The 18,158-nt window shown below is 69.7% G+C and carries 18 protein-coding genes and 1 tRNA gene; 11 read left to right on the plus strand and 8 right to left on the minus strand.

All coding sequences use genetic code 11. The features are described 5' to 3' along the window. Nucleotides 1-333: 333 nt before the first annotated feature. The gene (locus tag ABN034_RS31420; RefSeq protein ID WP_349694600.1) at nucleotides 334-1,530 is read left to right on the plus strand and encodes an integrase core domain-containing protein; all 1,197 of its coding nucleotides are present in this window, start codon (nucleotides 334-336) and stop codon (nucleotides 1,528-1,530) included. A 63-nt stretch (nucleotides 1,531-1,593) separates the two neighbouring features. Here the strand turns inward: ABN034_RS31420 and ABN034_RS31425 are convergent. From ABN034_RS31425 to ABN034_RS31435, 3 genes are all read right to left on the minus strand, one after another. Continuing rightward, a tRNA-Pro gene (locus ABN034_RS31425) sits at nucleotides 1,594-1,667 on the minus strand. A gap of 16 nt (nucleotides 1,668-1,683) precedes the next feature. After that, nucleotides 1,684-2,256, minus strand: coding sequence for a GNAT family N-acetyltransferase (locus ABN034_RS31430; RefSeq protein WP_349694601.1), 573 nt, complete (start codon nucleotides 2,254-2,256; stop codon nucleotides 1,684-1,686). Then, on the minus strand, nucleotides 2,253-3,155 hold the full coding sequence (locus ABN034_RS31435; protein ID WP_349694602.1) for a metallophosphoesterase: 903 nt from the start codon (nucleotides 3,153-3,155) through the stop codon (nucleotides 2,253-2,255). Before ABN034_RS31435 ends, ABN034_RS31430 begins: the two co-directional genes overlap by 4 nt. 171 nt (nucleotides 3,156-3,326) lie before the next feature. Here ABN034_RS31435 and ABN034_RS31440 point away from each other — a divergent pair, with 171 nt between their 5' ends. Then, entirely contained in the window at nucleotides 3,327-3,779 is a 453-nt protein-coding gene (locus tag ABN034_RS31440) for a GatB/YqeY domain-containing protein (RefSeq protein WP_349694603.1), read from the plus strand. Nucleotides 3,780-3,806: 27 nt separating this feature from the next. Here the strand turns inward: ABN034_RS31440 and ABN034_RS31445 are convergent, their stop codons facing one another. Then, nucleotides 3,807-6,206: a penicillin-binding protein gene (locus ABN034_RS31445; RefSeq protein WP_349694604.1), complete on the minus strand. Its 2,400-nt coding sequence runs from the start codon at nucleotides 6,204-6,206 to the stop codon at nucleotides 3,807-3,809. A gap of 219 nt (nucleotides 6,207-6,425) precedes the next feature. Here ABN034_RS31445 and ABN034_RS31450 point away from each other — a divergent pair, with 219 nt between their 5' ends. After that, nucleotides 6,426-6,761, plus strand: a complete 336-nt coding sequence (locus tag ABN034_RS31450; RefSeq protein ID WP_349325727.1) for a WhiB family transcriptional regulator — start codon at nucleotides 6,426-6,428, stop codon at nucleotides 6,759-6,761. Between the two features lie 104 nt (nucleotides 6,762-6,865). On the opposite strand, the gene bagB is transcribed toward ABN034_RS31450, so the two are convergent. Both bagB and ABN034_RS31460 read right to left on the minus strand, forming a co-directional pair. Further along, nucleotides 6,866-8,029 (minus strand): ATPase BagB, encoded by a 1,164-nt coding sequence (bagB, locus tag ABN034_RS31455; RefSeq protein WP_502879125.1) that lies wholly within the window; start codon nucleotides 8,027-8,029, stop codon nucleotides 6,866-6,868. Between the two features lie 67 nt (nucleotides 8,030-8,096). Then, nucleotides 8,097-9,248, minus strand: a complete 1,152-nt coding sequence (locus ABN034_RS31460) for an ArsA-related P-loop ATPase (RefSeq protein ID WP_349694606.1) — start codon at nucleotides 9,246-9,248, stop codon at nucleotides 8,097-8,099. 292 nt (nucleotides 9,249-9,540) lie between these two features. Between ABN034_RS31460 and sp36 the strand changes: the two genes are divergently transcribed. From sp36 to ABN034_RS31480, 4 genes are read left to right on the plus strand one after another with little or no spacing between them, the layout of a single operon-like run. Further along, a complete protein-coding gene (gene sp36, locus ABN034_RS31465; RefSeq protein WP_349325724.1) occupies nucleotides 9,541-9,696 on the plus strand; it encodes a Sp36 family protein in 156 nt (51 codons plus the stop codon). Next, entirely contained in the window at nucleotides 9,693-10,154 is a 462-nt protein-coding gene (locus ABN034_RS31470) for a RidA family protein (RefSeq protein WP_349694607.1), read from the plus strand. The genes sp36 and ABN034_RS31470 overlap by 4 nt, the downstream gene beginning before the upstream one ends. A gap of 13 nt (nucleotides 10,155-10,167) precedes the next feature. Next, nucleotides 10,168-11,211 (plus strand): NUDIX hydrolase, encoded by a 1,044-nt coding sequence (locus ABN034_RS31475; protein WP_349694608.1) that lies wholly within the window; start codon nucleotides 10,168-10,170, stop codon nucleotides 11,209-11,211. Next, nucleotides 11,208-12,026, plus strand: coding sequence for an MBL fold metallo-hydrolase (locus ABN034_RS31480; RefSeq protein WP_349694609.1), 819 nt, complete (start codon nucleotides 11,208-11,210; stop codon nucleotides 12,024-12,026). The genes ABN034_RS31475 and ABN034_RS31480 overlap by 4 nt, the downstream gene beginning before the upstream one ends. Before the next feature lie 214 nt (nucleotides 12,027-12,240). Here ABN034_RS31480 and ABN034_RS31485 read toward each other — a convergent pair whose 3' ends face one another. Beyond that, on the minus strand, nucleotides 12,241-12,888 hold the full coding sequence (locus ABN034_RS31485; RefSeq protein ID WP_502877524.1) for a Crp/Fnr family transcriptional regulator: 648 nt from the start codon (nucleotides 12,886-12,888) through the stop codon (nucleotides 12,241-12,243). A 308-nt stretch (nucleotides 12,889-13,196) separates the two neighbouring features. On the opposite strand from ABN034_RS31485, the gene nth reads away from it, so the two are divergent. The 4 genes from nth to ABN034_RS31505 all read left to right on the plus strand — a co-directional run bounded on the left by nth (nucleotide 13,197) and on the right by ABN034_RS31505 (nucleotide 17,069). Then, entirely contained in the window at nucleotides 13,197-14,213 is a 1,017-nt protein-coding gene (gene nth, locus ABN034_RS31490; protein ID WP_502879126.1) for an endonuclease III, read from the plus strand. A gap of 122 nt (nucleotides 14,214-14,335) precedes the next feature. Next, entirely contained in the window at nucleotides 14,336-15,043 is a 708-nt protein-coding gene (locus ABN034_RS31495; RefSeq protein WP_349694610.1) for a TlpA family protein disulfide reductase, read from the plus strand. Continuing rightward, a complete protein-coding gene (locus tag ABN034_RS31500) occupies nucleotides 15,040-15,894 on the plus strand; it encodes an NUDIX hydrolase (protein WP_349694611.1) in 855 nt (284 codons plus the stop codon). The genes ABN034_RS31495 and ABN034_RS31500 overlap by 4 nt, the downstream gene beginning before the upstream one ends. Next, nucleotides 15,891-17,069 carry a MarP family serine protease gene (locus ABN034_RS31505; RefSeq protein ID WP_349694612.1) on the plus strand — a complete coding sequence of 393 codons (1,179 nt, stop codon included), beginning with the start codon at nucleotides 15,891-15,893 and terminating at the stop codon, nucleotides 17,067-17,069. Before ABN034_RS31500 ends, ABN034_RS31505 begins: the two co-directional genes overlap by 4 nt. A gap of 110 nt (nucleotides 17,070-17,179) precedes the next feature. Here the strand turns inward: ABN034_RS31505 and ABN034_RS31510 are convergent, their stop codons facing one another. Beyond that, complete coding sequence (locus ABN034_RS31510) at nucleotides 17,180-18,094, minus strand: alpha/beta fold hydrolase (RefSeq protein WP_349694613.1); 915 nt, start codon at nucleotides 18,092-18,094, stop codon at nucleotides 17,180-17,182. Nucleotides 18,095-18,158: the final 64 nt, after the last annotated feature.

Here is an 18,158-nt window from a genome sequence, read left to right on the forward strand (position 1 = left end):
TGTGACAGCAGGGTGAGACGTCGAACTGTGACGTCTCTCTCACCCTCTATCTCTCGCACGGCCAGTCGCGTGCACGAGGGGTGCAAGGAGGGCTCAGGGGAGCGGTGCAGGCAATATCCACTCCCATTCTGCTCCCAAAATCGGACACCGGCAGGTCAGAGATCCCTCACTGAGCGATCGCTCAGGCCTCTGACCTGCCGGTTCGCGCGTCGGGGTGGCGGTGTGCTGGCTCAGGACATCGGAATGGGGTGTCTCACGACATCGGAATAGGAATGTCTCGGGTCATCGGCATGGCAGGTCCGGTGCCGCTGGCCGGTTGGCAGAGGCTGCCTGGTGTCGAAACGTCGTCTTGTCATCACCGCCGTCCTCGCCGGCGCATCACAGTCCGAGACCGCCCGCACCTACGGTGTCTCCCAGGGCTGGATCAGTCGTCTCATGGCCCGCTACCGCGCAGCGGGCGAGGCCGCGTTCGAGCCGGATTCGCGGGCACCAAGGACCAGCCCCGCCGCGGCCGCCGAGGAGACCGTCCAACTCGTCCTCGAACTACGCAAGAAGCTCGCCGAGCAGGGTCTGGACGCCGGCGCAGACACCATCGGCTGGCACCTGACCCACCACCACCAGATCACGGTGTCGCGGGCCACGATCAACCGGATCCTGGTCCGCCACGGCACCCTCACCCCCGACCCGTCCAAACGGCCGAAGTCGTCATACATCCGCTTCGCCGCCGAGCAGCCCAACGAGTGCTGGCAGTCCGACTTCACGCACTACCGGCTCACCAACCCCGACGGCACACCCGGCACGGATGTGGAGATCTTGTCCTGGCTCGACGACCACGCCCGCTATGCCCTCAGTGTGACCGTCCACCCCCGCATCACCGGCCAGATCGTTGTGGCTACCTTCGGTCAAACCGTTACCCAGTATGGGATTCCGGCGTCCACGCTGACCGACAACGGCATGGTCTTCACCACCCGGCTATCCGGTGGCAAAGGCGGCCGCAACGCCTTCGAGACCGAACTCCGCGCCCTGGGCGTGATGCAGAAGAACTCCCGCCCCAACCACCCCACCACGTGTGGGAAGGTCGAGCGATTCCAGCAAACAATGAAGAAATGGCTGCGCGCCCAAGACCCCCAACCGACCACCATCGCCGACCTCCAGACACTCCTGGACGCGTTCGTCACCGCCTACAACAACAACCGGCCACACCGATCCCTACCGAACCGGGCCACCCCGGCCACCGCCTACACCGCCCGCCCCAAAGCCACCCCCGGCAGCCCCCGCACCGACACCCACCACCGCGTCCGCCACGACCGCATCGACAAAACCGGCAAGATCACCCTGCGCCACCAAGGCACGCTCTACTCCATCGGCATCGGCCGAACCCACACCCGAACCCGCGTCCTCGTGCTCGCCCAAGACCTCGACATCCGCATCATCGACGCCGCTACCGGCGAGCTCCTCCGCGAACTCGTCCTCGACACATCCAAGCGCTACCAACCCACCGGACAACCACCCGGACCCACCCCCAAATGACATCAGCCCGAACCCACAAATCGTAGGTCCGGGCTATGCCGATGTCCTGAGACATCACACGCGTCGGGGTGGCGGGATTTGAACCCACGACTTCCTCGTCCCGAACGAGGCGCGCTACCAAGCTGCGCTACACCCCGCAAACGCCAGGCAAGCCTACCGGGCGGCGTCCGACCCCCGCGATCGGGTATCGGACCGGGCCGTGGGCGTCCCGCGGTAGATCGTCAGCCACCAGCGTTCCCACGCCATCTCCTGCCAGTACGACAGTCCCAGCTTCTCCATGACCCGCAGCGAGCGGGTGTTGGCGGCAATGGTGATCGAGATGAGCGAGGACAGTCCGAGCGTGTCGTACGCAAGATCGCGGACAGCACACGCCCCCTCGCTGGCGAGGCCCCGACCCCACGCGGCGTGGGCGAGGCGCCAGCCGATCTCCACCTGGTCCGGCATGGCGCGATGGTGGCTCAGCCCGATGAACCCGGCCAGCCGGCGGGTGGCGCGCAGCTCCACGGCGTACAACCCGTAGCCGTGCTGGTGCCAGTGGTCCTCGATCCGGTCCGCGAGGGCGTCACTCTCGACGCGCCGCATCGGTATGCCGCCGAGGTGTTCCATCACCCGCGGGTCGGCGTTGATCGCCGCGAACGCCGACCAGTCCGAGCGCCGCCAGGTCCGCAGCGAGAGCCGTGGCGTCTCCAGCCGCGCGGGTACGCGGAGATCGGCCGCCGCGCTCACAGGGCCGAACGAAGGGTCAGCAGGCTGGCCTCGGGATAGCAGGCGAACCTCACTGGCGCGTAGGGCGACGTGCCGAGGCCGGCGGAGACGTGCATCCAGGACGGACCCCAGCGGGAGAGCCCCTTGACCCGTCCCGTGTCCAGGTCACAGTTGGTCACGAGGGCGCCGTAGCCCGGCACGCACACCTGTCCGCCGTGGGTGTGCCCGGCGAGGAGCAGCCGGTAGCCGTCGGCAACCATGGCGTCGAGGACCCGCCGGTAAGGCGCGTGGGTGACGCCGATGGTGAGCTCGGCCGACGTGTCGGCAGGGCCGGCGATGTCGTCGTACCTGTCCCAGTGGATGTGCGGATCGTCGACCCCGGCGAACGCCAGCCGCCGCCCGTCGGCCTTCAGCTCACCCCGTGCGTTGGTGAGGTCGAGCCAGCCCGCGTCGGTGAACGCCGTACGCAGGTGGTCGATCGGCATCCGCGGGGCGCCGAACGCACGCGGACCCTCGCGGATCCAGAAGTAGCGAAGCGGGTTGCGCCGGACGGGTGCGTAGTAGTCGTTGGAGCCGAAGACAAACACCCCTGGACGCTCCAGGAGCGGCTCGTACGCATGGACCGCCACCGGTATCGCGTCGGGGTGGGAGATGTTGTCGCCGGTGTTGACCACGAGGTCCGGCTCCAGCGCCGCGAGCCCGCGTACCCACTCGACCTTGTCCGTCTGGTCTGGCATGAGGTGAAGGTCGGAGATGTGCAGGACCCGCAGCGGCAAGCTCCCCGGCGGCAGCACGGGCACGTCGAACCGGCGGAGGCGGTAGGCCCGAACCTCGTAGCGCGCTGCGTAGGCCACGCAGGCCGCGGCAGCGGCGGCGACGCCGGCGGTGGCTCCCAGGGTGACCTTGAGCTTGTGATGCACCCTGACAGGCTCCCACACCCCGGGGCGGCTCACATGGTCGCACCACTATTCATGATCGTCTTGTGCGTGGCGTCGTATGAGCCCGTCCCGTGGGGTCGGGCGATGCGGCCCTACCGGCGGATGTACGCCGGCGCAACCGCCGTCGGCCTCAGGCTCCGTAGGATCGTGCCCATGAGTGCCCTCAAGGAGCGGCTGCGTGCCGACCTGACGACCGCGATGAAGGCCCGGGACAAGGTGCGTTCGTCGACGCTACGGATGAGTCTCACGGCGGTGACGAACGCCGAGGTGGCCGGCGCGGAGGCCCGTGAGCTGTCCGATGCCGAGGTGCTGGACGTCCTCGACAAGGAGGCCAAGAAGCGTCGCGAGGCGGCGGAGGCCTACGACGAGGCTGGTCGGTCCGATCTCGCGGCAAAGGAACGCACCGAGGGCGAGATCATCGCGGAGTACCTCCCCGCGCAGCTGTCCGAGGACGAGCTGGCTGCGATCGTGCGTACGGCGATCGCCGAGACCGGTGCGAGCGGCATGAAGGACATGGGCGCGGTCATGAAGGTCGTGCAGCCCCAGGTGAAGGGCCGCGCCGAAGGTGGCCGCGTCGCCGCCGTCGTGCGCGGCCAACTCAGCTGAGCCCCTGACTGCTCGGTAACTACCGGATCAGCCCGGGCGCGAATCGTCGTCGGGCGGTGGTGGCAGGGTCGGCTTCGGGAACGGTCCCGGGGTGGTCGGGATCGGCTTCGGCTTCGGCGTGGGTTTGGGCTTGATCCCGTTGGACAGGTAGACGATCACCGTCGACCCGGAACCAGCGCTGGTGTTGGGACCCGGTGTCTGCCGGACGATGGTGCCGCGCGGCAGGTCGGAGTTGATCGAGCCGCCCACGGCCATCGAGAAGTTCGCCTTACGCAGGACCGACCGTGCCCGGTCCTGATCCATCCCCAACACGGACGGGACGGTGGTGGGGATGCCCACCAGCATCTTCGGGCTCGGGTTGACGAAGTTCGGGCTCTTCCTCCCCTCGAGAGCGCCGCGCATCGCCGCCAGCCACATGGGTCCGGCGAGCGTGCCACCCCAGACCTGGTCGCCGGTTACGGTTCGGCCGCCGATGCGTTGCCCCATCAGGCTCTGCTGCGGCGCTTCTGCGTCGGTGACGACCGCGGCGGTGGCGAGGTTGGTGGTGTAGCCAAGGAACCAGACCGCGATCCGGCTGTTGCTGGTGCCGGTCTTGCCCGCGACCTGCCGGCCTTCGTTCGCCATGCTCATCCGCTGGCCGGTGCGCCCGGAGTCATCGCCGTCGACGACCTGGCGGAGGACGTAGTTGACGCCATCGGCGACGGCCTGGGGAATGACCTGCTTGCATTCGGTCTTCGTGAGTTTGACCGGGTTGCCCTGCCGATCGAGCACCTTGAGGACCGGTGTCGCGGGGCAGTGCAGACCGCGGGCGGCGAAGGTGGCGTAGGCCTCGGCCATCGATATCGGAGCGACCTCGTTGACGCCGAGCACGAACGGCTTCACCTGATCGAGCGGGTCTCCGTCGGCGCGGACCGCACCGAGCCTGGTGGCGATGTTGGCCGGCTCGCAGATCCCCGTCTGCGCCTCGAGGTTGGCGTAGAACGTGTTGACCGACCGCGCCGTCCCACTGATGAGGTTGCTCGTGGAACCCGCGCTCGTGGAGTTGGAGACATCCCACGGCGTACTGATCCAGCCCGGCTGGCCACCGGGGCAGTTACGAATGGAGCCGGTGTGCCTCATGCGAGTAGGCGAGGGCAGGCTGGTCGACAGCGGGATGCCCTGCCGGATCGCCGCCGCCATGATGAACGGCTTGTACGTCGAACCCGGCTGGTAGCCCAGCGTGCCGTTGTACTTCCTCGGCACGTTGAGGTTGACGTAGGTCTTGCCCTTGCCCTCGCCGTACTTGCGGGACTGGGCGATCGCCTTGACGCGACCGGTGCCGGGTTCGACCATCGACAGGGCGCCGATCACGCTGTCGGTCGGGTGGACGGCCTCGGCGACCGCCTTGTCGGCGGCCCGCTGGGCCTTCTGGTCGAGCGTGGTCTGGATCGTCAGGCCGCCGCGGTCGAGGAGGCGTTCGCGGTCCTCCCGCGTCTTGCCCAGGGCGGGATCGCGGAGCAGGACCTGCCGGGCGTAGTCACAGAAGAACGGATACCGCGAGTAGTAGCAGCCCTGCGAGGTCTGGGTCATCCGGAGCCCGAGATCGGTCTCCGCGGCCTCGGCGCCCTCCTTGGCCGAGACCATGCCTTCGTGGACCATCCGGGACAGGACGAGGTTGCGTCGACCGAGGACGGCTTCGGGATTGTCCTTGACGTCGAGGCCGTTGGGGTCGCGGACCAGCCCGGCGAGCATCGCCGCCTGCGGCAGGGTGAGTTTGGCGGCGGACGTGTTGAAGTAGTGCTTCGCGGCCGACTCGATGCCGTAGGCGCCGTCGCCGAAGTAGACGATGTTGAAGTATCGCTCGAGGATCTCGTCCTTGGTCATCGTCTTCTCGAGCTCGACGGCGTAGCGCAGCTCCTGGAGCTTGCGACCGTAGGAGTCCTCGATGACCGCGCGTTGCTCCTCGGGTGTCCTGGCGTTTTCGTACTGCACAAGCTTGACGTACTGCTGGGTGATCGTCGAACCGCCCTGGGAGACTTGGCCGCCCTGCGAGTTACGGACGAACGCCCGGAGCGTGCCCTGTGCGTCGAGAGGTCCGTGCTGGTAGAAGCGCGCGTCCTCGATCGCGAGCATTGCCCGCTGCATGACGGGGGCGACCTGCGAGAGGGTGACCTGGACGCGGTTGCGTTCGTAGAACGTCGCGATCTGGGAGCCGTCGGCTGCCAGGACGCGGCTGCGCTCGGGCAGCGGCGGGTTCTCGAGGGTCGCGTCCATGTTCTCGAACGCGTCGGTCGCCGACTGCGTGGTGAGTCCGAGGACGCCGGCGAAGGGGATCACCAGGCCTGCCACCAGCGCGCCGGTGAGCGCGCTGATCACGACGAACATCAGGAGGTGCGACACAAAGCCGCGCTCTCGTGACGTCCGGGACTTCACACGGATTGAGCTCATAGAGGGCAAGCCTACGGGGTCATGGCCGGTCTTTTCTGAGCGCGTGCCGACCTCTCTGACCCGTCATTTCCCCGTGGTCTCTGCAACACAATCACAAATCTGGCCATTGGGGACTGTCGCAATGGCCACCTCTGGCTTTACCGTTCCTCCAGGACGTTGGGGGAACGTCCGTGCATCGGTCACCTTGCGTGACCGAAGTCAGGGGAGGGACAACACAAGATGAGTTCCATTGGGACATGGACTGGCGACTGGGTTCGGCTGGCCGCCTGCCGCGGAAGCGACGAACCCGACAAGCTGTTCGTCCAGGGCGCCGCGCAACACGATGTCAAGACGGTCTGTATGGGCTGTCCGGTCCGCACCGAGTGCCTCGCCGAGGCCCTCGACAGCCGGATCGAATGGGGAGTCTGGGGAGGCATGACCGAGCGCGAGCGCCGGGCCGTGCTTCGACGCCGGCCGACGGTGACGTCGTGGCGGCAGCTGCTCGAGACCGCACGAGTGGAGTACGAACGGGCCACCGCTCACCAGGGGAGACAGAGCGTCCGGGCGGCCGGATAGGCGGCCGGCGCTGTCCGTGCGTCGGTAGGGAGGCCGGCGCACGACTCGTGAGTGGTGAGTGGCGTCCCGTGCTGGCGGGGCTCCCGCCAGCCACCTGGACGTCTTCACCCGCCGAGGTGTACGCCGATCCGGCGAAGTCCTTCGAGGTCGTGGACGTCGGAGGACAGTGCGGGCACGCCGGTCACGGCGACGCCGGGATGGGCTGAGCCGAAACGTTCGGCGAGCCGGTGTTCGCGGGTGGCGAGCAGCATGCGTTCGCCGTGCAGCCGCAGGATGGCGGCCGCGGTGGCGTGCTCGCCTGACTCGGCGAGCGCTTCGGCGGCTGACAGGCTGCGCTCGGCCGAGAGTCCGCCGGCGGCTGGCACCGCCATGCGGTTGAGGACGAGCCCGGCGAGGGGCATCCGGTCATCCCGCAGCCGGGCGACGAAGTACGACGCCTCGCGGAGCGCGTCGGGCTCGGGTGTGGCCACCACGAGGAACGACGTACGCCGCTCCTGCAGGAGTTGGTACGTCGCCTCGGCCCGTGCCCGGAACCCGCCGAACGTGGTGTCGAGCGCGGTGACGAACGTCTGGACGTCACGCAGGACCTGCGCGCCGAGCAGCTTGGTCAACGTTCCGGTCACCACGCCCATGCCGGCGGAGAAGAGCTTGAGCGGCCCGCGGGCGGGTGTGCTCAGGATCCGCAGCAGCCGGCTGTCGAGGAACGACGAGAGCCGTTTCGGCGCGTCCAGGAAGTCCAGGGCGGACCGGGACGGCGGCGTGTCGACGACGATCAGGTCGTGGGTGCCGTTGCCGGCCGCCTCGGCGTGGAGCTGCCCGAGCTTCTCCATCGCCATGTACTCCTGCGTCCCCGCGAACGACGAGGACAGTGCGATGTAGAAGGGGTTGTCGAGGATCTGCTGCGCCTTGTCCGGCGAGGTGTGAGCCAACACCACCTCGTCGAACGTACGTTTCATGTCGAGCATCATCGCGTCGAGGTAGCCGCCCGCGGACGTGTCGACACCTTCGACCCGGCGCGGCACGCTGTCGAGCTCCGGCAGCCCCATCGCCTGGGCGAGCCGGCGGGCGGGGTCGATCGTGAGGACGACGACCCGGCGGCCGCGTTCGGCGGCGCGGACCCCCAGCGCGGCCGCCGTCGTCGTCTTGCCGACCCCGCCCGAACCGCAGCAGATGACGATCTCGACCGAGCGGTCGTCGATCACCTCGTCGAGGGCGAGCCTGGCGAGGTCACCCACCGCGGAGGCGCTCACGCCATTTCCCTTTCGCATGACCGCTGCGGTGCCTCGCTCCGGCACACCTCGTACCTCGGCGTACCTCTGCGGGGGCTCCTCGCGCTCATGCCATCCCCTGGGTGCTGAGCTCGCGGGCGAGTTCGAACAACCCGCCGATGTCGATTCCGTCGGACAGGCGGGGCAGTTCGTAGGTGGGCCGGCCGAGTTCGGTGATGCGGGCCCGAAGGGTGTCCTCGAGCGCGACCCGGGTCGCGTGCTCCGCGGCGTCGGACAGGAGCCCGTCGACGATGCCGTCGTCGGCGGCAAGCCCGGCGGCGGTCAGCGCGTCGACGAACTCCGCCCGTGCCAGCTTCCCCGCCGCCACGGACTTGCGCATCTGTGCGTCGAGGGGGCTCCGCGCGGCCAGGTTGACCACGATGCCACCGACCGGGATCTGGGCCTCCCGCAGCTCGGCCAGGCCGTCGGCGGTCTCCTGCACCGGCATCTCCTCGAGCAGCGTCACGATGTGGACGGCGGTCTGAGGGGACCGCATCATGGCCATGATCGCGTCCGCCTGTCGCCGGATCGGGCCCACCCGGGCGATGTCGGCGACCCCTGCGGTCACCCCGAGGAAACGGGCGATCCGGCCGGTCGGCGGTGCGTCCAGGACCACCGTGTCGTAGGTCGGGCGTTCGCGGGGCGCCTTTCGGGTGTCCGGCGGTCGTCCCCCTGGGGGGCGTTGCTTGTCCTTGCGGCGTACGGCTTCGTAGACCTTGCCGGTGAGCAGGACGTCACGGACGCCGGGGGCGATGGTCGTGGCGAAGTCGATGGCGCCCACCTTGTCGAGGGCCCGGGCGGCGCGGCCCATGTGGTAGTAGAGCTCGAGGTACTCGGTCAGCGCCGCCTCGGGGTCGATCGCCAGGCCGTACACCTCGCCTGCCACGTCAGACAGGTCGGAACGCGCAGGGTGGCCGGGGTGGCCGGTTCCGCGGCGATGGTCGGGGCGGGTGGCGCCTCGTCCGGTCTGGTCGTGCGTACCGGCGGACTGGCCGTTGCCCCGGACGGTGGCGATCCGGCGCTCGGAGTAGGCCAGTGACGGCGCGTCGAAGAGCCGGGAGATCCCCTGCCGGCCCTCCACCTCGCAGAGCAGGACGGTCTGACCGTCGGCGGCGAGCGCGATGGCCAGAGCCGCAGCGACGGTCGTCTTGCCGGTTCCGCCCTTGCCGGTGACGACATGGAGGCGGACGCCTTCCCAGTCGGTCTCGCGCCGCGTCACGCTCGCCGAGCGTAGCCGCTGGGTTCAATGGCCGGGTACCAGACCGGTAGACAGCCATTAACGTCGTGCCTGCCGGAGGGGCGGCTGGCCTGTGCACCTGTGTCGGGAGAGCCGCGAATGACCACGCTGAGCAGGCCTGTAGAAGGGGACGCGGTGTGGACGCCCTGCCCGGTTACCGCTGGCCTGCTCAGCGTGGTCATTCGCGTCGTGACGCGTGCCGGTCACACGCCGTGGTCACGTGGCCGCGGCCCGGTGAGGTCGGTGTCGCGGCGGTCGCCCTAAGCTCGCGGGCATGACGAAATGGGAGTACGCCACGGTGCCGCTGTTGATCCACGCGACGAAGCAGATCCTCGACACGTGGGGTGAAGACGGCTGGGAGCTCGTCCAGGTCGTGCCCGGGCCCAGCGCCGAGAATGTCGTGGCCTATCTCAAGCGGCCGAAGCAGTGAGTGGTCCCGAGTCGCGGCTCGCGGCCCTCGGGCTGAAGCTGCCGGACGTGGCCGCGCCCGTAGCGGCGTACGTTCCCGCCGTCCGCACGGGAAACCACGTCTACACCTCGGGCCAGCTGCCGTTCGCCGACGGCGCCCTGGTGGCGACGGGCAAGGTCGGAGGCGAGGTCTCGCCCGAAGTGGCGGCCACCTGCGCCCGCCAGTGCGCGCTCAACGCGCTCGCAGCCGTGAAGGCGGAGCTGGGAGACCTGTCGTCGGTGACGCGCGTCGTCAAGGTCGTGGCGTTCGTGGCGAGCGTTCCTGAGTTCTCCGGGCAGCCACTCGTCGCGAACGGCGCTTCGGAGTTGCTCGGCGACGTGTTCGGCGACGCGGGGCAGCATGCCCGCAGCGCCGTCGGGGTGGCCGCACTGCCGCTCGACGCGCCGGTCGAGGTCGAGATCGTCGTCGAGACCAGCTAGGCCGGTGCCTTCGATGGGCGGAGACGGTGCCGATCGGCGGGTTCACGCGGTCCCGCCCGCGTTGGTGGAGCGGGCCCGCCGGCTCGCTGCGGGGGAGATTGTTCCCGCGACACCGCGGTACGCCTCGACGGTCGTGCTCCTACGCGACGGTGCAGCGAGCCGTGTGGCCGCAGGGGGCAGCCTGGACGCCGGGGGCAGCCTGGACGCCGGGGACGGGAGAGAGGGCGGTCCCGGTTCTGCGGGCGCGGACAGTGTCGGCACTGCCGCCAGCGCGGGTGGAGTGGCTGGCACGCAGCGGTCGCTGGAGGTGTACGTCCTTCGCCGGCGTACGACCATGGCGTTCGCTCCTGGGATGTACGCCTTCCCTGGCGGATCGGTCGATGCGCGCGACGCCGACGAGGAGGTGGCCTGGGCGGGGCCGGACCCCTCGGAGTGGGCACGACTGCTCGGGTTCTCCGACGTACGCCTCGCGCGGGCGTCGGTGTGCGCGGCGGTCAGGGAGACGTTCGAGGAGTCGGGTGTCGTCCTGGCCGGGCCGACGGCTGCGAGCGTGGTCGCGGACGCGACCGGGCCGGACTGGGAGCAGGATCGGGTGGCGTTGCTCGGCCGGGAACTGTCGTTCGGCGCTCTTCTACGGCGGCGTGGCCTGGTCCTTCGGTCCGACCTCCTCGCCCCGTGGGACCACTGGGTGACGCCACGGGTCGAGGAACGCCGGTTCGACACAAGGTTCTTCCTGGCCGCCCTGCCGCCTGGCCAACGCACCCGCGAGATCGCCGACGAGGCCGATCGGCTGACCTGGATCCGGCCAGGCGATGCGCTGGCCGCGGTCGAGCGTGGAGAGATGAACATGCTGCCGCCGACGTACCACACCCTTGCCGCATTGACGAAAGCACGCGATGTCAAGGCGGCCTTGACGATGGCGGCGACGCGCGAGATCCGGCCGATCATGCCCATTGTTGCGCTGGACAGCACGACGGGCGAAAGTGATCACAGTGGCGCCAGCTGGGTGCTTCCCGATCCAGGCGAGACGGACCACGACGAAGGAGTCCTGCGGTGAGCGGGTCAAAGAGCTCCGAGTGGGTGGGCGGGCCGGTGGGTGAGCGCGCGGTGTGCGTCGTGGCGAAGAACCCCGGCCCGATGACGCTGGACGGCACCAACAGCTGGGTCCTGCACGAGCCGGGAAGTACGCAGGCGATCGTGGTCGATCCGGGCCCGGACGACGAGCAGCATCTGGTTGCCGTTCTCGACGTCGTACGGGCCCGGGGAGCGCAGGTCGCCGTGGCCCTGCTGACCCACCGGCACGACGACCACTCCGGCGGCATCCGACGGTTCGCCGACCTGGCCGGTTGCCCGGTCCGTGCGTTCGACCCGGCGTACCGCCTGGGCGACGAAGGGCTGGCCGACGGCGACGTCGTGGAGGTTGGCGGCCTGGAGGTTCAGGTCGTCGAGACGCCTGGACACACGACCGACTCCGTGTCGCTCACCCTGGCCGCCGAAGACGCGCTACTGACCGGCGACACGGTGCTCGGGCGAGGAACCGCTGTGGTGGCCCATCCAGACGGCACGCTGGCCCCCTACCTCGCGTCGCTCGAACGCCTGCGTACGCTCGCCGCCGCCACCGGGATCCGGCAGATCCTGCCGGGGCACGGCCCCGTCCGCGGTGACGTGGTGGACCTGCTCGACGGCTATCTGACCCATCGGGCCGAACGCCTGGTGCAGGTACGCAAGGCCGTCACCGCCGGGGCTCGCACGCCTCGCGACATCGTCGAACGCGTCTACGCCACCATCGACCCGGTCCTCTGGCCGGCTGCCGAACAGAGCGTTCGGGCGCAGCTCGACTACCTGGCAGAGGCGCACACTCGGGAAGCATGACCGGTAGGCCTTCGGACAATGACCACGCTGAGCATGCCTGCGGTACCCCGGACAGGTGCCGACCCCTGGCCCGGATACCACAGGCATGCTCAGCGTGGTCATTTGCCGAAGCCCTGAGGCGGCTTGCGAAGTCCTGCGGTGGCCGCCGAGCGCCCGCGGTGGGTGGCGAAGGCCCGCGGCGGGCTGCGAAGCGCTGCGGCGCGGCAGGCGGTGGTCAGCGGGCGCGGTGGGAGAGGCGTTCGACGTCGAGGATGACCACGGCGCGTTGTTCCAGCCGGATCCAGCCCCGGTGGGCGAAGTCGGCCAACGCCTTGTTGACAGTTTCACGCGAGGCGCCGACCAGCTGGGCGAGCTCTTCCTGGGTCAGGTCATGGTGGACATGCAGGACGCCGTCGGAAGACTTGCCGAACCGGCGCGCGAGATCGAGCAGCGCCTTGGCGACCCGCCCCGGTACGTCGGAGAACACCAGGTCGGCCACCTGGTCGGTGAGCCCACGCAGCCGGGACGCCAGCTGCAGCAGGAGTCCCAGGGCGACCTCGGGACGTCCGGACAGCCACTGGCGGAGCTGGTCCTGCCCGAGCGCAAGGAGCAGCGAGTCGGTCACCGCCGTCACCGTCGACGACCGCGGGCCGGGGTCGAACAGGGACAACTCACCGAACATCTGGCCCGGCCCCAGCACCGACAGGAGGTTCTCCCGGCCATCGGAGGACGTGCGGCCCATCTTGACCTTGCCGTCGATGACGACGTACAGCTCGTCGCCGGCATCGCCCTCCCGGAACAGAGCCTCACCGCGCCGCAGGCGTACCTCGTGCATGGTGGCGCGGAGCGCCGATGCCTCGGCGTCGTCGAGGCCGGCGAACATGGGCGCCTGCCGCAGCACGTCGTTCACTCGCGTGATCCTCCTCCAGGCGTGCGGGGTACGAAGTGCCGTACGCCATCTGCGGAATGTCCGCTCGATCATGCCCGACCACCGTCCGGGTCAGCGCATCCCGGCCGGCAGACGGGACGACCGGTACGGACACGCTGGCGGATCTGGTCACCCGGCGGAGCGGCCCCGAACCTGACGGTGGGACCGATCAACCGTGTGATCGGGGCATGATCTCCAGGACACTCCCTAGTCTGCCGCGCCGGGCGACATCGGCGGTAGTGCCGCCACGTAGGCTGTTCCGGGTGACTCCTCCCAGTCCGCCTTCGGGTCGCGCGAGTGGCCGGTCCGCCGAGGTTTCCGCAACCGCAACCACCACTGGCCCGAGCGCTGCAAGCAAGTCGACGCGAACCTCGCCAGGCCGTACGAATCCCACCGCCAGCGCCGCCACGAAGTTGACGGCCGCCGCGGCAAGGGACCCTGGGGCCGGGGCGACCAGGAAGCGGTCTGCCAACGAGTCCGCGGCGAAGGCGAGCGGGAAGACCGCGGCGAAGGCGGGCGGGAAGACGGCCGAGAAGTCGGCGGCGAAGTCCACCGCCAAGACCGCGAAGAAACCGGAGAGTCGGCTCGCGCTCGTCCGCCGGGCGCGCCGGATCAACAAGGTCCTCGCCGAGACCTATCCCGACGCACACTGCGAGCTCGACTTCGTCAATGCGTACCAACTTCTCGTCGCCACCATCCTGTCCGCCCAGACCACGGACAAGCGGGTCAACATGGTGACGCCCGAACTCTTCGCGAAGTACGCCGAGCCCGCCGACCTCGCGGCAGCCGACCCCGCCGATGTCGAGCGGATCATCGCCTCGACCGGCTTCTTCCGCGCGAAGACGAAGTCGATCATCGGGATGGCCAAGGCGCTGTGTGAACGCTTCAACGGTGAGGTCCCGGCCAAGCTCGAGGACCTCGTCACGTTGCCCGGTGTCGGCCGTAAGACCGCGAATGTCGTTCTGGGCAACGCGTTTGACGTCCCCGGCATCACCGTCGACACCCACTTCCAGCGACTGACGCGACGGTTCGGATGGACCACGCAGACCGACCCCGTGAAGATCGAGACCGAGGTCGCGTCGCTAATCCCGAAGAAGGAGTGGACGGTCCTGTCCCATCGGCTGATCTGGCACGGTCGGCGGATCTGTCACTCGCGCCGTCCCGCGTGTGGCGCGTGCCCGGTGGCGCCGTTGTGCCCGTCGTACGGCGAAGGGCCCACCGACCCCAAGGTCGCGGCGAAGCTGGTCCGCACTCCCGCGGAGGCCCTGGACAGTCGATGAGTGGCCAGGTCGGCGGACGATCCATGATCATGAAGGAAAACCGGTCAATACGCCGACAAATCCTTCATGATCACGATCATGATCACGGGACGGCGGGGCGGGGTCGAGCTCGACGAGCAGTGGTGCCCGCTCGGGCTTCTGCCCTGATCGCGGTCGCCCTGGCGGCCGTCCTGTTGCTGGCGGCCGGCTGCGCGGGCGCGGACGTGGGCGGAGTGGGGGACCGGACCGCCCCGGAAGACAGGTCGGGACGCTCGTCGGGCCCGGCCACCCGCCAGTCACTCGATTCTCCCGACGTGGTGGCCCTGCGTACCGATGCCGGCCTCGCGTCGTGTGACGAGCTCACCTCGGCCCAGGCCGACACTCCCCGCGCTGGGCCCAAGGACTCGTCCCGGGCGCCGCTCCCCGACCTCACCCTGCCCTGCCTCGGACCCGGGGGCGACGTCCCGCTGGCGGAGATCACCGGCCGGCCGGCCGTGATCAACGTCTGGGCGCAGTGGTGCGGACCGTGCCGGGAGGAGTCTCCGCACTTCCAGACGTTGTACGAACATGCGGATGGACAGCTGACCGTCATGGGCGTCGACTACGACGACCCGCAGCCGGCGCGGGCGCTGGCGTTCGTGGACCAACTCGGGCTTCGCTACCCACAGGCGGCTGATCCCGACAAACGGCTCAGAGCGCCGTTCGGGTTGTTCGCCGGGCTGCCGGCGACCGTCTTCGTCGACGCGGACGGGCGGATCGTGCACGTCGCCCATCGAGCGTACGAATCCGAGCGGTCACTCGCCCGCGACGTTCGTACCCACCTGGGGGTGGAGCTGGAGATGGAGCGGTGAGGTCGCTGCCGGACGACGCCGAACGACCCGGCCGCGCCGACGGCACGGACGAGGACAGTCCGGGTGCCATACGCTCCGCCGCCAGCACAGACGGGTTGCCGGCCTGGCTGCGGCCGGTCGCGGACGTCGCGACCCGGGTCACCCCGGCCGACTTCCGAGGTGCCCTCCCTCCGGACGGTGGCGGGCGTTCCTCCGCCGTCCTGCTGCTCTTCGGCGAGGACGCCGATGGTCGCCCCGAGATCCTGCTGATCGAACGCGCGCACACCCTGCGGTCACACGCCGGACAGCCGGCCTTTCCAGGCGGCGCGATCGACCCCGACGACGATGGGCCGGTCGCCGCGGCGCTCCGCGAAACGGTGGAAGAGACCGGGCTCGACCCCCTGGGCGTCGAGGTGTTCGGTACCCTGCCGGCGCTCTATCTCCCGCCCTCCGGCTATGTCGTCACCCCGGTACTCGGCTGGTGGCATACCCCCTCGCCGGTACGGGTGGTCGACCCGGAGGAGGTCGCGTCCGTGCGCCGAGTCCCACTGGACTCCCTGCTCTCCGCCGCCAATCGGCTGCGGGTCCGGCACCCGTCGGGTTTCGTCGGACCCGCGTTCGCCGTCGCCGGGCTGGTGGTGTGGGGATTCACCGGCGGTGTCCTCGACCGGCTGATCACGCTGGCCGGCTGGGAACGCCCCTGGGACCGGAACCGGGTCGAGGACCTGCCCGTACACCTGGTGAACCTTTCCCGCGCAGGCGGACGAGCAGATGCACAGCGAAACCCCAGGGCAGACACACATTCCGCGGGTACGAATGAACCGCAGGCGCCTCAGGCGAGCACCGGACGAGAGCAAGGGGAAACGTCGTGAACCTCTTCGACGTCGTACTGATCCTGGTGGCGGTCGGCTATGCCGTCTCCGGGTTCCGGCAGGGCTTCCTCGTCGGTGGGCTCGGCGTCGCGGGGCTCATCGGCGGTGGCGTGCTCGGCGTGAAAATCGCGCCCGTGGTGCTGGCGCAGTACCCCCCGAGCGTCAAGGTGTCGCTCGCCGCCCTGGGCATCGTGCTCGGTGGGGCACTGCTCGGCCAGGCCCTGGGCGCGGCGCTGGGCGCGGCGATGCGCGACCGGGTCACGTGGCGACCCGCGCACATGGTCGACTCCACCGGCGGTGCCGTCCTCAGCGTCCTCGCGATGCTGCTGGTGGCGTGGATTCTCGGCTCCGCCGTGGCGGGTGCGCAGTTCGGTGACGTGTCGCGGGTCGTGCGTACGTCCAAGGTGCTGGCCACGGTCGACCAGTTCATGCCGCAGGGTGCCGAGGATGTCCTGCTGGCCTTCAGCCGGGTCGTCGACCCGAGCCTCTTCCCGCGGTATCTCGAACCGTTCGCGCCGGAGCAGATCGCGCCGGCGCGCCCGCCGACGGCCGCGATTCTGCGTGACGCAGACGTCGAACGTGCTGCCGCGAGCGTCGTACGCGTGACCGGCTTGGCACCCAGCTGCTCGCGGTCGCTGGAGGGTTCGGGCTTCGTCTACGGCGCGGCCCGGGTGATGACCAACGCGCACGTCGTCGCCGGGGTGACCGAGCCGAAGGTGCAGACGGCCGAGGGGGATACCTACGATGCCGAGGTCGTGCTCTACGACCCCGACCGCGACGTCGCCGTCCTCGAGGTGCCCGACCTGCCGCTGCGCCCACTGCAGCTGGACGACACCGCCGACGCCGGCGACCAGGGAGCCGTGCTTGGCTATCCGGAGAACGGACCGTTCTCGGCCGCTCCGGCCCGGGTGCGTGCCGAGCAGCGGCTGCAGGGGCCGGACATCTACGGCGGCCGTGAAGTCGTCCGTAACGTCTTCTCCCTCTACGCCGAGGTACGCCCCGGCAACTCCGGCGGTCCGCTGGTGTCACCCGAGGGTACGGTGACCGGCGTCATCTTCGCCGCCTCCGTCGAGGACAACCAGACCGGTTACGCCCTGACCATCGAAGAGGTCATGAGTGACGCTCGGGCCGGTAGGCAGGCCGACGCCCCGGTCTCCACGGGTGGCTGCGCCTGATCCCGCGTCCGCGCCGATTGCTCGAGGGGCGCCCTGCGCCAGCGGCGCCTTGTGTGTGGGGGGCGCCCTCATCCAAAGGCATGGTCGGACAGGGCCTCGGTGGACGGTGCTCAGACGTCGTCCAGCCAGGCGACCAGTTCCTTGGTGAAGGCGTCCGGCGCTTCCTCGTGGGGGAAGTGTCCGACGCCGTCGAGGAGCCGCCAGCGGTAGGGCCCGGCGACGTACTCCGCCGAACCTTCGGCGGTCGCGGGGAGCACCGACGGGTCCAGCATTCCGTGTAGCTGCAGCACCCGCTGGCGTACCGGCTGGCGCATCCGGGCGACGAAGCGCCGCCCGTCGGTACGGAACGCAGCCCGGACGAGCCACCGGTAGTACTCCAGTGCACAGTGCGGAGCCGGCCACAGCTGCATGGCCTTGCGGTAGCGCCGGGCGGTCTCCGCATCGGGAAACGCCGACCCGGGCGCGGCCCACCGGCGCAGCAGGGTCTCGACCAGGGCGGCGTCATCCGCGACCAGCCGGCGTTCGGGAATGATCGGCGACTGGAACGACACCACGTGCCCCGCGGCACGCAACTGTCGCCCGCCACGGAACGCAGCGGTACGCAGCCGCAGCGGATGCGGCGCCGAGGCAACGGCCAGGCGACTCACCTGGCGAGGGTGCAGCGCCGCCGTCGCCCACGCGACGTACCCGCCCCAGCCGTGTCCGACGAGCACGGCATCGGAATGGCCCAGTGAACGCACCAACCCGGCGACGTCACCCGCCAGCGTCACCGGGTCGTAGCCACGCGGCGTCTTGTCGCTCCCGCCGTACCCCCGAAGATCCATGGCGACAGCGCGGAAGCCGAGCTCCGACAGCACAGGCAGCTGATGCCGCCAGGCCCACCAGAACTCCGGAAACCCGTGCAGGAACAGAACGAGAGGACCGTCGCCGGCGTCGGCCACATGGAACCGGGCGCCGTTCGCTGCGACCCATCGATGGCTCCACGGGCCGTCGATGTCGACGATCCCGCCAGACTTGGCGGTCATGAGACCCACTGTCCCATAGCGGACAGCACCGCGCGGCTGTTCTCAGACTGGCCCGTGACGGGAC

Source organism: Actinopolymorpha sp. B11F2, assembly GCF_040195635.1.
GTDB lineage: Bacteria > Actinomycetota > Actinomycetes > Propionibacteriales > Actinopolymorphaceae > Thermasporomyces.